At 71.2% G+C, this 14,276-nt stretch carries 14 protein-coding genes and 1 tRNA gene; 13 read left to right on the forward strand and 2 right to left on the reverse strand.

Translation table 11 applies throughout. The annotated features are described in order from the left end of the window. The first annotated feature begins 96 nt into the window (after positions 1 to 96). The 13 genes from obgE to H629_RS0102370 all read left to right on the forward strand — a co-directional run bounded on the left by obgE (position 97) and on the right by H629_RS0102370 (position 11,827). A complete protein-coding gene (gene obgE / locus H629_RS0102310) occupies positions 97 to 1,602 on the forward strand; it encodes a GTPase ObgE (protein ID WP_024355748.1) in 1,506 nt (501 codons plus the stop codon). Continuing rightward, the gene (gene proB, locus H629_RS0102315; protein WP_240470999.1) at positions 1,599 to 2,405 is read left to right on the forward strand and encodes a glutamate 5-kinase; all 807 of its coding nucleotides are present in this window, start codon (positions 1,599 to 1,601) and stop codon (positions 2,403 to 2,405) included. The genes obgE and proB overlap by 4 nt, the downstream gene beginning before the upstream one ends. 5 nt (positions 2,406 to 2,410) lie before the next feature. Continuing rightward, positions 2,411 to 3,664 carry a glutamate-5-semialdehyde dehydrogenase gene (locus H629_RS0102320; RefSeq protein WP_024355750.1) on the forward strand — a complete coding sequence of 418 codons (1,254 nt, stop codon included), beginning with the start codon at positions 2,411 to 2,413 and terminating at the stop codon, positions 3,662 to 3,664. Between the two features lie 57 nt (positions 3,665 to 3,721). Continuing rightward, complete coding sequence (locus tag H629_RS0102325) at positions 3,722 to 3,934, forward strand: hypothetical protein (RefSeq protein ID WP_024355751.1); 213 nt, start codon at positions 3,722 to 3,724, stop codon at positions 3,932 to 3,934. 14 nt (positions 3,935 to 3,948) lie between these two features. Further along, positions 3,949 to 4,551 (forward strand): nicotinate-nucleotide adenylyltransferase, encoded by a 603-nt coding sequence (nadD, locus tag H629_RS0102330; RefSeq protein WP_276202535.1) that lies wholly within the window; start codon positions 3,949 to 3,951, stop codon positions 4,549 to 4,551. Continuing rightward, a complete protein-coding gene (locus H629_RS0102335; protein ID WP_024355753.1) occupies positions 4,544 to 6,181 on the forward strand; it encodes a hypothetical protein in 1,638 nt (545 codons plus the stop codon). Before nadD ends, H629_RS0102335 begins: the two co-directional genes overlap by 8 nt. A 65-nt stretch (positions 6,182 to 6,246) precedes the next feature. Next, complete coding sequence (gene rsfS, locus H629_RS0102340; protein WP_024355754.1) at positions 6,247 to 6,642, forward strand: ribosome silencing factor; 396 nt, start codon at positions 6,247 to 6,249, stop codon at positions 6,640 to 6,642. 100 nt (positions 6,643 to 6,742) lie between these two features. Continuing rightward, positions 6,743 to 6,818: transfer RNA gene (locus H629_RS0102345), tRNA-Ala, on the forward strand. 136 nt (positions 6,819 to 6,954) lie between these two features. Beyond that, the gene (locus H629_RS0102350; RefSeq protein ID WP_024355755.1) at positions 6,955 to 7,680 is read left to right on the forward strand and encodes a cyclase family protein; all 726 of its coding nucleotides are present in this window, start codon (positions 6,955 to 6,957) and stop codon (positions 7,678 to 7,680) included. After that, the gene (locus H629_RS0102355) at positions 7,677 to 8,648 is read left to right on the forward strand and encodes an arsenic resistance protein (RefSeq protein WP_029746480.1); all 972 of its coding nucleotides are present in this window, start codon (positions 7,677 to 7,679) and stop codon (positions 8,646 to 8,648) included. The genes H629_RS0102350 and H629_RS0102355 overlap by 4 nt, the downstream gene beginning before the upstream one ends. Positions 8,649 to 8,806: 158 nt before the next feature. After that, on the forward strand, positions 8,807 to 10,882 hold the full coding sequence (locus H629_RS0102360) for a heavy metal translocating P-type ATPase (protein ID WP_024355756.1): 2,076 nt from the start codon (positions 8,807 to 8,809) through the stop codon (positions 10,880 to 10,882). Between the two features lie 118 nt (positions 10,883 to 11,000). Then, on the forward strand, positions 11,001 to 11,465 hold the full coding sequence (locus tag H629_RS0102365) for a fluoride efflux transporter FluC (protein ID WP_024355757.1): 465 nt from the start codon (positions 11,001 to 11,003) through the stop codon (positions 11,463 to 11,465). After that, entirely contained in the window at positions 11,462 to 11,827 is a 366-nt protein-coding gene (locus tag H629_RS0102370; RefSeq protein WP_024355758.1) for a fluoride efflux transporter FluC, read from the forward strand. The genes H629_RS0102365 and H629_RS0102370 overlap by 4 nt, the downstream gene beginning before the upstream one ends. 7 nt (positions 11,828 to 11,834) lie before the next feature. Here the strand turns inward: H629_RS0102370 and pdxY are convergent, their stop codons facing one another. Together pdxY and H629_RS0102380 are read right to left on the reverse strand one after the other, a co-directional pair. Beyond that, entirely contained in the window at positions 11,835 to 12,704 is an 870-nt protein-coding gene (gene pdxY, locus H629_RS0102375) for a pyridoxal kinase PdxY (protein ID WP_024355759.1), read from the reverse strand. 113 nt (positions 12,705 to 12,817) lie between these two features. Then, entirely contained in the window at positions 12,818 to 14,164 is a 1,347-nt protein-coding gene (locus H629_RS0102380; protein WP_024355760.1) for an FAD-binding oxidoreductase, read from the reverse strand. Positions 14,165 to 14,276: the final 112 nt, after the last annotated feature.

Here is a 14,276-nt window from a genome sequence, read left to right on the forward strand (position 1 = left end):
TTCAGAGACAGTCATCATCCCGTAAGCCGAGAACGGCAGGGCCGGGATGAGGCCCTGCGATTCGAAGCGGGGAGACGCAGAGCGGGAGACGCAGTAATGGTGACCTTCGTGGATCAGGTGCAGGTGCACCTTCAGGCGGGGCGCGGCGGAAACGGCTGCGTGTCGGTTCGTCGCGAGAAGTTCAAGCCCCTCGCGGGCCCCGACGGCGGCGCCGGGGGCCACGGCGGCGACGTCGTCATCGTGGCCGATCCGCAGGTCACGACCCTGCTCGAATACCACCGCCGCCCCCACCGCACCGCGGAGAACGGCGGCTACGGCGCCGGCGGCTACCGCGAGGGCACTCACGGCGCCGAGATGGTGCTGCCGGTGCCCGTCGGCACGGTCGTGAAGGACGAGGCGGGGGAGACCCTCATCGATCTCACGGAGCCCGGCACCCGCTTCATCGCTGCGAAGGGCGGCATCGGCGGGCTCGGCAACAACCAGCTCGCCAGCACCAAGCGCAAAGCTCCCGGATTCGCACTGCTCGGCACCGAGGGCGCGCACTGCACGGTGACGCTCGAACTCAAGACGATCGCGGACGTCGCCTTCGTGGGCTACCCCTCCGCGGGCAAGTCCAGCCTCATCGCCGCGATGAGCGCGGCGAAGCCGAAGATCGCCGACTATCCCTTCACCACCCTGCACCCCAATCTGGGCGTCGTGCAGGCCGCAGACCACCGCTACACCGTCGCCGACGTCCCCGGCCTCATCGAGGGCGCCAGCGAGGGCCGCGGCCTCGGCCTCGACTTCCTGCGCCACGTCGAGCGGTGCAGCGCACTGCTCCACGTGCTCGACTGCGCCACCCTCGAACCGGGCCGCGATCCGCTCTCCGACCTGGAGGTGATCCGGGGCGAGCTCGCCGCCTACCCCGTGCCCGAGGGCCAGGTGCCGTTGCTCGAACGACCCCAGCTCGTCGCTCTCAACAAGATCGACGTGCCCGAGGCCCGCGAGCTCGCGGACTTCGTGCGCCCCGAACTGGAGGCGCAGGGCTACCGCGTCTTCGAGATCTCCACGGTCTCCCACGAGGGCTTGCGCGAACTGAGCTTCGCCCTCGCCGACCTGGTGGAGCAGGCCCGCGCGCGCGAGCTCGCAGAGGCCGCCCACCAGCCGCGCATCGTGCTGCAGCCGAAGGCCGTCGACGACGGCGGGTTCCGGGTCGTGCCCGAGGGCGGCAGCTACGGCACCATCTACCGCATCCTCGGCGCGAAGCCGCAGCGCTGGGTGGAGCAGACCGACTTCAAGAACGATGAAGCCGTCGGCTATCTCGCCGACCGACTGCAGAAGATCGGCATCGAGGACGCCCTCGTGAAGGCCGGTGCCACCGCAGGCTCGACCGTGGTCATCGGCCCCGGCTCGGGCGTCGTCTTCGACTGGGAGCCGACCGTGACGAGCGCCGCAGAGGTGCAGATGGGCTCGCGCGGCACCGACCTGCGCGTCGACCAGAACCAGCGGCGCACCAACAAGGAGCGCCGGGTCGACTACCACGAGCTCATGGACGCGAAGGCCGAGGCCCGGGCCGAACTGCAGCGCGAGCGCGAGTCCGGCATGTGGGAGAGCGAATCGTGACTCCCGGATCGCTCACCACCGGCGAGGAACTGCTCGGCGCCCGCCGCGTGGTGGTGAAGGTGGGCTCGTCGTCGGTGAGCGGGGACAACGCGGCCCAGATCCCGAATCTCGTCTCATGCCTCGCCCGGATGCACCGGGCCGGCGCGCAGGTGATCCTCGTCTCCAGCGGCGCGATCGCCACGGGCGTGCCCTTCCTCCGGCTCGACGAGCGTCCCGACGACCTCGCGACGCAGCAGGCCGCCGCGGCCGTGGGGCAGAACATCCTCGTCAACCGATACCAGCGGGCGCTCACCGCGCACGAGATTATCGCGGGCCAGGTGCTGCTCACCGCGCACGACATGGAGAACCCCACGCACCGCGGCAACGCCCGGCGCTCGATCGAGCGGCTGCTGCAGCTCGGGATCCTGCCCATCATCAACGAGAACGACACGGTCGCGACCCACGAGATCCGCTTCGGCGATAACGACCGCCTCGCCGCGCTCGTGGCGCGCCTGATGGGCGCCGACCGGCTCGTGCTGCTCTCCGACGTCGACGCGCTCTACACTGCGCCGCCGGCGATGGCCGGCGCCGAGCGCATCGAGTTCGTGCCCTACGGCGATCCGCTCGACGGCATCGAGATCGGTGAGGCGCAGTCGGGCTGGGGCACCGGAGGCGCAGCCACGAAAGTGCAGGCCGCCCGGCTCGCCGCCGACGCCGGCACCGCGGTGCTGCTCACGGAGACGAAGCTGCTCGCGCCGGTGCTCGACGGGGAACGGCACGGCACCTCGTTCGAGGCGAAGCGCAGCGACGAATCGGTAGGCTAGGAGCCATGTCCCAGGTCGATCCCTTCCTCCTCAAGCTCGAGCGCGCGCGTGCTGCATCCAAGCGGCTCGCCACGGTCACCACCACGCAGAAGAACGCGGCGCTCGAGGCCATCGCGGTCGAGCTCGAGAGCAGCGTCGACGAAGTGGTCGCGGCGAACGCCCTGGATCTCGAGCGCGGCGCGGAGAACGGGATCGGGCAGGGGCTGCTGGATCGCCTGCGTCTCGACGCTGAACGCCTGCGCGGCCTGGCCGCGGCCGTCCGCGAAGTGATCGCACTGCCCGACCCGGTCGGGCAGGTCGTGCGCGGCAGCACGCTCGCCAACGGGATCGCCATCAGCCAGGTGCGCGTGCCGTTCGGCGTGGTGGGCGCCATCTACGAGGCGCGACCGAACGTAACGGTCGACATCGCCGCCCTCGCGCTGAAGAGCGGCAACGGCGCGGTGCTGCGCGGCGGCAGCGCCGCCGAGCACTCGAACCGGGTGCTCGTCACGCTGATCCAGCGCGCCATCGACCGCGCCGGGCTCGACGGCGACGCCGTGCAGACCATCGACGAGTTCGGTCGCGAAGGCGCCTCCCGCCTCATGCGGGCGCGCGGCTACATCGACGTGCTCATCCCTCGAGGCAGCGCTGGGCTCATCTCGACAGTGGTCAACGAGTCGACCGTGCCGGTGATCGAGACCGGCTCGGGCATCGTGCACGTCTACGTCGACGCGAGCGCCGACGAGGAGATGGCCGTCTCCGTGGTGAAGAACGCGAAGACCCACCGCCCGAGCGTGTGCAACGCGGCCGAGACCCTGCTCGTGCATCGCGACGCCGCCGAGCGGCTGCTGCCGAGGCTCGCGAGCGAGCTCATCGGGGCCGGCGTCGAGCTGAGCGGCGACGAGGCCGCGCGGGGCGCGGCCGAGGGCGTGCTCGCAGCAGACGACGAGACCTGGGCCACCGAGCACCACGCGCTCGAGATGGGGGTGCGGGTGGTCGACTCGCTCGACGAGGCGCTGGCGCACATCGAGCGCTACTCCACCCGCCACACCGAGGCGATCGTCACCCAGGACTACGCCAACGCCGAGCGCTTCCTCGCCGAGGTCGACTCGGCCGTGGTGATGGTGAACGCGTCGACCCGCTTCACCGACGGCGGCGAGTTCGGCTTCGGCGCCGAGGTGGGCATCTCGACCCAGAAGCTGCACGCGCGTGGGCCGATGGGCCTGCCCGAGCTCACGAGTACGAAGTGGCTCGTGCGGGGCGCCGGTCAGATCCGCTGATCAAACCCGATACACTGGGTGTCATCTTCCTTATCCGTCATGAATGCAGGGGTCTCAATGTCACTTGTCGCCACGATCGCCGTCGCCGCTGAAGAGGGGCACCACATCGTCAACGAGCTGCCCTTCCCGGCCCCCGTTTTCGGCGTCATCGCCTTCGCCGTGTTCACCGCGCTCGCGCTGGTGACGTTCTCGTTCCGCGACGTCGCGAACCGCCACGCCGAGAAGGCCGAGGCGTACGCGCGCGAGCACGGCGCCGCTCAGCACCACTGAGCAGTCGGCACTCCGTGGCAACACGACGCCGCATCGGAGTGATGGGCGGCACCTTCGATCCGATCCATCACGGGCACCTGGTCGCCGCGAGCGAGGTCGCGCAGAGCTTCGACCTCGACGAAGTCATCTTCGTGCCGACCGGTCGCCCCTGGCAGAAGCAGCACGTCTCGCCCAGCGAGCACCGGTATCTGATGACGGTCATCGCGACCGCGTCGAATCCCAGGTTCACGGTCAGCAGGGTCGACGTGGATCGTGCCGGCCCCACGTATACGGTGGACACCCTCCGGGATCTCCGCGCGCAGTACCCCGACGATGACCTCTTCTTCATCTCCGGGGCCGACGCGGTCGAGCAGATCCTCGGCTGGAAGGACATCGACAGGCTGTGGGATCTCGCGCACTTCATCGCCGTGTCGCGGCCCGGGCACGAGCTCTCGCTTTCTGGATTGTCGGGTGAGCACGTAAGCTTGTTGGAAGTCCCCGCTCTGGCGATCTCGTCTACGGACTGCCGGGCGCGGGTGGCGCGGGGGTATCCGGTGTGGTACCTGGTGCCCGACGGTGTAGTGCAATACATCGCGAAGCACGGTTTGTACACCGAGGAAGCGACAGAGAATGAGTGAGCAGGACGAACAGCGACCGCTGACCCGCCGTGAGCGGCGGTTGCGGGAGATGGCGGAGACCGGCGCGCTGGATCTCTCCGAGATCTCCGAGGTGATGGCTGAGCCGAAGCCGGCGAGCCAGCCGAAGACCGACGGCGAGATCGAGATCTCGCCGTTCAACGACGACGGCACGCCGCGCAGCCGCCGTGAGATGCGCGAACTCCGCGAGCAGGCGCTCGCCGAGCGTGCGGACGCGGAGCCCGCGGCCGAGGCCGAGGCGGCTGAGCTTGCGGAGCCCGTGGTGGATTCCGCGGATGCGGACGAGGCTGAGACCGCCCCGGAAGCGACGGCCGCTGAGGACGTCGCCGCCGACGAAGCCCCCGCCGACGAAAGCCCCGCCGAGGAGGCTCCGGCCGAGCAGGGCCCCGCTGGGGAGGCTCCGGCTGAGCCTGAGGCAGAGCCGACTCCCGAGCCTATTCCCGCGGTGCGCCCCAAGCCCGCCGAGTCGCGGACATCGGAGGCCGAGGCCGCAGCGCCTGAGGCAGCAGACGAGGCCACCGGCTCCGAGCAGCTGGGTCAGGATCCGGCACCGGCCGACCAGACCGGCGCGCTCGACTTCGACACGCTCATCGCCCCGCCGACCGAGCCCTTCACGGTGGCCGAGCTGCAGGAGGCGGAAGCCGCCGCGGCCGACGACCTTGACGACGAGGACGAGCCCGAGGCGGTGAGCCCCGCCGAGGCCGCGCCGACCGAGAAGCCGAAGCGCCGCTTCCCCTGGCAGCGCAAGGCGGCCGCCGACGACGCCGCGGCAGCGGACGCTCCCGCCCCGGAGATCTCCGACGAGGACGCCTCCGCAGAGCAGCCTCCCGCAGACGCCGTGGAGGCCGATCCCGCAGCCGGCACCGAGGATGAGCGCTCCGCGCCCGACGCCCCGGCGGCGGATCTCGCAGCAGAGCCCAGCCCCGGCGACGAGCGCGACCCCGCTGCCGACCCGGTCGTGGTCGAGGATGTCGTCGCGGTCGAGGAGACCGTGGCCATCGCCGAGATCACGGAGCCGGAGACGGCGGCCGAGCCGAACGAGCCGAGCCCCGAGCAGAAGACCAGCTACTCGTTCCCCGACATCGCCCCTCCCGAGGAGTGGCGCTCGGTGTTCGACGATCCCGCCTCTCGCGAGGTGCCCGATCAGGGCGGCCAGGGCGGTGACTTCGACGACCTCATCTCGCGTGCGGTCGCCCAGGAGGGCACGTCGACGACGGCCGGCACCTCGGCGCTGATCCTGCCCTCCATGCCGGAGGACACCGGCGGCCTCACCGGCCCGATCGGCACGACCGGTGAGCTGTACGTGACCGGCTCGCTGAAGCTGCCGAAATCCCTCGGCGAGACCGGCGGTCACTCGGCGCTCCACGACTCGATCGAGATCGATCCCATCACGGGCGAGGAATCCGCCGACGTCCGCATGACCGGCGAGGGCCCCGCGCCCGTCTCGGCCCGTCACGCGGTGAGCGCGCGCGCCGCCTCTGGGCTTCCCGTGGTGAAGCCCGTCACGGATCGCAGCAAGCTGCCGCTCGTGCTGTCGCTCACCGGCGGCGGTCTGCTGATCGTCGTCGTCGCGCTCGGCGTGTGGGGCGCGAGCAACGGGATGTTCGGCTAGCCCCGATCGAGCTCTCTCCTGCGGGCGCGTGCCCGCCGAACGAAGGAAACACACTGAAGACTGAAGTGAATCAGGCCCACGACGTGCTGTCGGATCTGCGGATCGCGGTTCGCGCTGCCGACGACAAGGGAGCGACCGCTCCCGTGGCGCTGCAGGTGACGGAGCAGTTCGGCCTGGCCGATGTGTTCCTGATCGTGACGGGTGCCGTGGAGCGCAACGTGCAGGCGATCTCCGACGCCATCGAGGACGCCCTCAACGAAGCTGGTGTGCGCACCGTGCGTCGCGAGGGGCGGGAGAGCGGCCGCTGGGTGCTGCTCGACTTCGGCGACCTCATCGTGCACGTCTTCCACCAGGAGGAGCGCGATTTCTACCAGCTGGAGCGCCTCTGGCAGGACTGCCCGCTCATCGAGGTGGCGCCGATGCTCGCGACCGCCGGCGACGGCGATTCGCAGAGCGCTTGACGCCGGGTGCGACGCGCCCGGGAATCCCCGATTTGCGCGCCGCACCCCCTTCCGGTGTAAAGTAGAAGAGTTGTCGGGGGAGCATTTCTCCGACTTCCACGGGTCTGTGGCGCAGCTGGTAGCGCACCTGCATGGCATGCAGGGGGTCAGGGGTTCGAGTCCCCTCAGATCCACCACTCACTCAGAAAGCCCCGCTCCGGCGGGGCTTTCTTGTTTCCGACACCGTTCGGCCTTCCGGCTCCCTGACGTCAGGCCGCGTACGGCAGCGACCCGCCTTGGCCCGGATCCGCCTCGTCTCGATACACTTCGGGCATGATCGACCTCAGCCACCCCATCACGACCGGCATGACGGTCTACCCCGGCGACCCCGAAGTTCGCGTGCGCGAGGCCCTCAGCGTCGCAGCCGACGGCGTCGCCGTCTCGGAGCTGCATCTCGGCTCGCACGCCGGCACCCACATCGACGCCCCGTCGCACACGATCCCGGGCGGCCGCACCGTCGACCAGCTGCCGCTCGACGTGCTCTCGGGCGACGCCCTGATCCTGCACGTCGCCGATCGCGTCGCGGCCCGCGAGCGCATCGACGCGGACGTGCTCGGCCTCGACCGATTCGAGATCGTGCCCGCGATCGTCGCGATCCGCACGGGATGGGATCGCCACTTCGGCGACGAGCTCGCGCTGCAGCACCCCTTCCTGACGGTCGACGCTGCAGAGCGCCTGTGGCAGCTCGGCATGCGGGTGCTCGCGGTCGACGCGCTCAGCCCGGACCGCACGGCACCGGGTGACGGGGCTGCGGCCGCTGAAGCATCGTGCGACGATGCTGCGGGTGGCGGCGCTGCGGATGTCGGTGTGGCGGGCGGCGACGCGGATCCGCTGCCGGTGCACACCGTCGTGCTGGGCGGGGGCGGGGCGATCGTTGAGAACCTGCGCGGGCTCGACGCGCTCGGTGAGCGGGCGCGGCTCGGGATCTTCCCGCTGCCGCTCGCCGGCGCCGACGGCGCACCCGCCCGCGTGGTGGCCTGGACGGACGAGGATCGATGATCCCGAGCTCCGCGCAGCTCGTCGCGCGCCTGGAGCGCCACCAGGTGACGCTCTACTTGGTCGCTCTCGCTGTGGGTGCCGCCGCGGGGTTACTGCTGCCGGAGCTCGCGCGCCCCGCCGAGATCGCCGTCACCCCCGTGCTCGGCCTGCTGCTCTACGCGACCTTCCTCGGCGTCCCGTTCGCGAGCGCGGGCCGTGCACTGCGCGACTGGAGGTTCCTCGGTGCCGTGCTCGCGGTGAACTTCGTGCTCGTGCCGGCCGTGGTGTGGGTGCTCTCGCGCATCGTCGCCCATGATCACGCAGTGCTGGTGGGGGTGCTGTTCGTGCTGCTCGCGCCGTGCGTCGACTACGTGATCGTGTTCGCCGGGCTCGCCGGCGGCTCACGCGAGCGGCTGCTCGCCGCGACGCCGCTGCTCATGCTCGCGCAGATGCTGCTGCTGCCGCTGTTCCTGTGGTGGATGGCGGGACCGGGTATCGCGGCCGCGGTGGAGGTGCGACCTTTCGTCGAAGCGCTGCTCTGGCTCATCGTGCTGCCGCTCGCGGCCGCGGCGGGCACGCAGTTCGCGGCGTCGCGCAGCCGCTGGGGCATGCGCCTGCGCGACGCCGCTCTCGGAGCGATGGTGCCGCTGATGATGCTCACGCTCGCGGTCGTGGTCGCCTCCCAGGTGGCGGGGATCGGGGGCCGGATCGCGGCACTCGCCATCGCGGTGCCGGTGTTACTGCTCTTCGCCGCAGTGATGGTGGCGGTGGGGATGGCGGTCTCCCGGCTGCTCGGCCTCGATGTCGCCGGGCGCCGAGCGGTGGTCTTCAGCGGAGTGACCCGCAACTCGCTCGTCGTGCTGCCGCTGGTGCTCGCGCTGCCGCCGGCATTCGCGCTGGCGCCGCTCGTGGTCGTCGCGCAGACGCTGATCGAGCTGGTGGTGATGGTCGTCCTCGTGCGCCTGATCCCGAGGCTGATCCCGGGCTAGATCCGGGGCTAGATCCCGAGCTAGATCCTGACCCGGCTTCCAAGCCGGGTTCCACCTCGGGAATACCCCCACCCGGTATCCGGTTGCAACGGGTGCCGTCGGCCGGGCCTTGCGCACCGCAGCGGAGTCGCCCAGGCTGGCAGAGAGGACGGGGGAGCATGAACGAGCATCACGACCACGCGTCCATTCACGAGCCTCACGAGGGATCGGCGGATCGGAGCGGCCACAAGGGCCACGTGGATCACGCGGGCCATGCCGGGCACAGCGGCCATGCCGGGCACGCCGCGCACTTCCGGCGCCTCTTCTGGACCATGCTGGTGGTCGCCGTGCCCGTGGTGGTCTGCTCGCCGATGTTCGCGATGTTGCTGGCGTACGAAGTGCCGGCGTGGGCGCTCTGGGTGTCGCCGGTGCTGGGGACCGTGATGTACCTGTGGGGCGGGGCGCCCTTCCTGAGCGGAGCCGTCGCCGAGATCCGGGACCGCAAGCCGGGCATGATGCTGCTCATCGGGCTCGCGATCACGGTCGCGTTCCTCGCCTCCTGGGGTGCGAGCCTCGGGCTGCTCCACCACGAACTCGACTTCTGGTGGGAACTCGCGCTGCTCGTGGTGATCATGCTGCTCGGGCACTGGGTGGAGATGCGCTCGCTCGCGCAGACGACCTCCGCGCTCGATTCGCTCGCCGCGCTGCTGCCGGATGAGGCGGAGCGCGTGGACGGCGACGCCGTCGTACCGGTCGCGCCGGAGGAACTGCGGGTGGGCGACGTCGTGCTGGTGCGTCCCGGTGGCCGGGTGCCCGCCGACGGGCGCATCGTCGATGGCTCCGCCAGCATGGACGAGTCGATGCTGACGGGGGAGTCGCGCACCGTGCGGCGCGGCGCCGGCGAGCCAGTGGTGGCCGGAACGGTGGCGACCGACTCCGGGCTGCGCATCGAGGTCACCGCGACCGGCGCCGACACCGCGCTCGCCGGCATCCAGAGGCTGGTGGAGCAGGCGCAGAGCTCGACCTCGCGTGCGCAGCGGATCGCGGATCGCGCGGCGGCTCTGCTCTTCTGGTTCGCGCTCGCGGCGGCGGTCGTGACGGCGATCGCGTGGACCGTCGTCGGACTGCCGGACGAGGGCGTGGTGCGCACGATCACGGTGCTCGTGATCGCCTGCCCGCACGCGCTGGGCCTCGCGATCCCCCTCGTCGTGTCGATCGCGACGGAGCGCGCGGCGAGCGCTGGCATCCTGGTGAAAGACCGGCTGGCGCTGGAGCGCATGCGCGTGGTCGATGCGGTGCTCTTCGACAAGACGGGCACGCTGACCGTCGGAACCCCGGCGGTCACCGGGACCGAGACGGCCCCGGGCGTCGACGCGGACGAGCTGCTCGCGCTCGCCGCGGCGGCCGAGTCCGACTCCGAGCACCCGCTGGCTCGCGCCGTCGTGCAGGCGGCGGAGCAGCGGGGGCTCAGAGTGCCGGCGTCGAGCGGCTTCTCGTCGTCGCCCGCGGTGGGCGTGCGGGCCGAGGTGAACGGGCGCACAGTGCAGGTCGGGGGTCCGTACCTGCTCGATGAGGAGGGCGCCGATGAGCTGCCGGTGGCCGATGTCTGGCGGGACCAGGGAGCCATCATCCTGCACGTGCTCGTGGACGGGCGGGTGGCGGGTGCGCTGCGGCTCGCCGACGAGATTCGCCCCGAGTCTCGCACCGCGATCGACGAGCTGCATCGGCGCGGCGTCGAGGTGGTGATGATCACGGGCGACGCCGAGGCCGTGGCGGCCTCGGTCTCTGCGGAGCTCGGAATCGACCGCTTCTTCGCGGGTGTGCGCCCCGAGGACAAGGCGTCGAAGGTGGCGCAGCTGCAGGGCGAGGGGCGCCGCGTCGCGATGGTGGGCGACGGGGTGAACGATGCACCGGCGCTGGCTCGCGCCGACGTGGGCATCGCCATCGGCGCCGGCACCGATGTGGCGATCGCTTCAGCCGGGGTGATCCTCGCGAGCGACGACCCGCGCGGCGTCGTCTCGGCGATCGAGCTGTCGACGGCGAGCTACCGCAAGATGCGGCAGAACCTGTGGTGGGCTGCGGGCTACAATCTCGTGTCGGTGCCACTCGCGGCGGGGGTGCTCGCGCCGGTCGGCTTTGTGCTGCCCATGTCGGTGGGTGCGGTGCTGATGTCGCTCTCGACCGTGGTGGTGGCGCTCAACGCGCAGCTGCTGCGGCGCCTCGATCTGCGGCCGGACGCGCGCATGCGGGAGTAGACTGCTGGGGCGCCCGTCGGCGCCCGGTGGTGGGGCTCACCGGAACCAACCTCGTTTCGATGCGACAACGGTCCCTGTCTCAGTCGCGTGCGCGCGTGTTCGAGATGGGAGGGCCCGAGTGAGAGACGAACGGAACCGGCCGGAGGCCGACGCGCGACCGAGGTTCGCGGCACTGCTGCCCGATCTCGCGGTGGTCGCGGTGGGCGGAGCCCTCGGCTCCCTCGCACGCTATCTGCTGTCGATCTGGATCGGGCCCAGCGGCGACTTCCCGCTCGCGGTCTTCGCGGCCAACGTCGCAGGCGCCTTCCTGCTGGGGCTGCTCGTGGAGCTCGTCACGCGGGCCGGGGGAGACGGCGGTCGCTGGCGCACCGTGCGCCTGCTGCTCGGCACCGGCGTGCTCGGCGGGTTCACCACCTACAGCATGCTCGCCGCCGACATTGCGGAGCTGCTGCTCGGCGGAGCGTTCGGCGTCGCGGCGCTCTACGCGTTGCTCACGCTCGTGCTCGGCGGTGCGGCGAGCTGGTGCGGGGTGCTGGCGGGGCGGATCCCTGGTCGCGTGCGGGTGAGGGGCGCGGAGCGATGAGCGGCGTCGCGCTGGCGATCGGGATCGCGCTCGCGGGCGGCCTCGGCGCCGCGGTGCGCCACCTCGTCGATACGAGCCTGCCGGATCGCGTGCGGGCTCGCTTCCCGTGGGGCATCATGCTCATCAACCTGACGGGATCCTTCGCGCTGGGGTTGCTGGTCGGCCTCGCACTCGATCACCCGATCGCGAGCGTGCTGTCGGTCGGGTTCCTCGGCGGGTACACCACCTTCAGCACGGCGAGTCTCGACAGCGTGCGCCTGCTCGCGGCGAGGCGCTACGGGGCGGCCCTGTGGAACGGGCCGGGGATGCTGATCCTCGCCACCGCGCTCGCCGTGCTCGGCATCGTGCTCACGCGATCCTGACCCCTGCTCAGCGCACCTGTCGGGCTTCGAAGGTGCGAGCCGGGTTCGCGTAGGCCTCCTGCGCTTCGACGAGCTGCAGTTCGCGGCTGCCGGCCGCGAGGGTGCGCTCCAGCAGCTCGAAGACGCTCGCCGCGGTGCGCGAAAGCGCCGCCGCAGCGTCGCCCGTGCGCCGCAGGTGAGCGGTGAAGAGGGCCGCGGTGACATCGCCCGAGCCGTTGCGCTTGAGGGGCAGGCGCGGCGTCTCGAGCAGCCAGGCGCCGTCGCCTGTGACGGCGAGCATCTCGATCGTGGCCGGTTCGCCGTCGGCGGCGACGGGGCGGTCGGGGCGCAGCAGGCTCGTCACGAGCACGGTGCTCGGGCCGAGCTCGCGGGCGCGATCGACCGCGTCGAGGGTCGACTCCAGCGTGTCCGGCGAGGTGCCCGTGATGAATCCGAGCTCGAACTGATTGGGGGTGATGAGGTCGGCCCGGGGAACGACGCGGTCGCGGATCAGGTCCTGCACCTCGGGGGCCACGTGGCACCCCGACTTCGCATTGCCGAGCACCGGGTCGCAGGCGTAGATGGCGTCGGGGCTGTGGTGCTTCACGCGGTCGACGGCGTCGAGGATCGCGTCGCCGATGCTGCTGCCGCCCTGGTAGCCGGAGAGCACGGCGTCGACGTTATCGAGGCCGCCGCGTTCCTCGATGCCGGTCACGATCTCGCGCACGTCATCGCCGCTCAGCATTGGGCCGCGCCAGGATCCGTAGCCCGTGTGGTTCGAGAAGCACACCGTCGAGATGGGCATCACCTCGACCCCGATGCGCTGCAGCGGGAACACCGCCGCCGAGTTGCCGACGTGGCCGTACGAGACGGAGGACTGGATCGAGAGGATGCGCATGCTTCGATCCTCGCACTGGTCCATTCCGTGAACCAATGGTGGAGCTGCACGGTGGACCACTGGGTCACCGGGGTGGCGCGGGCCGCCCGGTCCCGTTTCGCTGTGGACCGCCGTCAGATCGCGCGATCGGGGGTGAGGATGCCGCGCGGATCGAGCGCCGCCTTGATCGCCCGCTGCACGTCGAGCGCCACGGGCTCGAGCTGCCAGGGCAGCTCGTGCCGCTTCACCGACCCGATGCCGTGCTCGCCCGAGATCGTGCCGCCCAGCGAGAGCGCGAGGCGGGTGATGTCGTCGATCACGCGGTCGGCGAGCGCGATGCCCTCGGCGGTATCGGGGGCCTCGACCGTGCTGTGCAGATTGCCGTCGCCCGCGTGCGCGACGGTCGAGACGCGCCGCCCGTGGCGCTCGGAGATCTCGGCGATGCCGTGGAAGACCTCGGCAAGCGCCGCCACAGGCACTCCCACGTCGCAGGAGATCTTGAGGCCGCGGGCGTTGAGCGCCGGGTTCGAGAGGCGCCGCGCCTCGAGGAGAGCATCCGATTCTGACACTCCCGCGTCGGTCGCGCCGTGCTCGACGCACAGAGCGGTGATCGCGTCGGCCTTCTCGGCCGCGTCGAGGCCGACGGTCTGACCCACCAGCATCGCGCCGCGCGGAACCGTGAGACCGCTCGGATGGAACGACTCGATGATCTCGACGCTGAGCGCGTCCATGAGTTCGAGCACCTCCGGCTGCACCGCGCCGCCCACGATCGCGGTGACGGCCCGGCCCGCCTCCTCGAGCGTGTCGAAGCTCGCGCGGAAGGTGCGCGGCATGCCCGGCGGCACGGGCTTCAGCCGCACGGTCGCCTCGGTGATGACGCCGAGCGTTCCCTCCGAGCCGACGAACAGGCTCTTGAGGTCGTAGCCGACGACGTTCTTGCGGGTGAGCGCGCCGGCGCGGAGCACGCGGCCGTCGGCGAGCACCACCTCCAGCGCGGCGACCGAGTCGGTCGTCACCCCGTGCGAGACGCAGCGCAGGCCGCCAGCATTGGTGGCGATGTTGCCGCCGACAGTGCAGGTGCGCGCGCTCGCGGGGTCGGGCGGGAAGAAGAGCCCCTGCTCGCGGCAGGCGGCGTCGAGCTCAGCGGTGATGACGCCGGGCTGCACGACCGCGAGCCGGTTGGGGGCGTCGATGCCGAGAATGCGATTCATGCGCTCCAGCGACACGACGAGCCCGCCGTCGTAGGCCATCGCTCCGCCCGTGAGACCCGTACCGGCGCCGCGCACGCTCACGGGCACGCGCTGCTCGTGGGCCCAGGCGAGGGCGGCTGAGACATCGTCGGTCGACTCGGCGAACACGAGCGCGAGCGGAGTGCCTCGGGGCACGGCCCGGGAGGTGTCGATCGCGTAGGGCGCGATGAGGTCGGGATCGCGCACCAGTCGCTCGCCGAACACCCGCTGCAGCTGCTGAAGAGATTCCACTCGGGCTCCTTGGTCGACGACGGCGTGCTGCGATCCACGGTATCGCACACCCGCAGCCGCCGAGCCCGCGGTGGCGGTCGCCCGCGTGGCGGTCGGTGCCGCGTGGCAGGAT

The sequence above is a fragment of the Leucobacter chironomi DSM 19883 genome, from assembly GCF_000421845.1.
Taxonomy (GTDB): Bacteria; Actinomycetota; Actinomycetes; order Actinomycetales; family Microbacteriaceae; genus Leucobacter; species Leucobacter chironomi.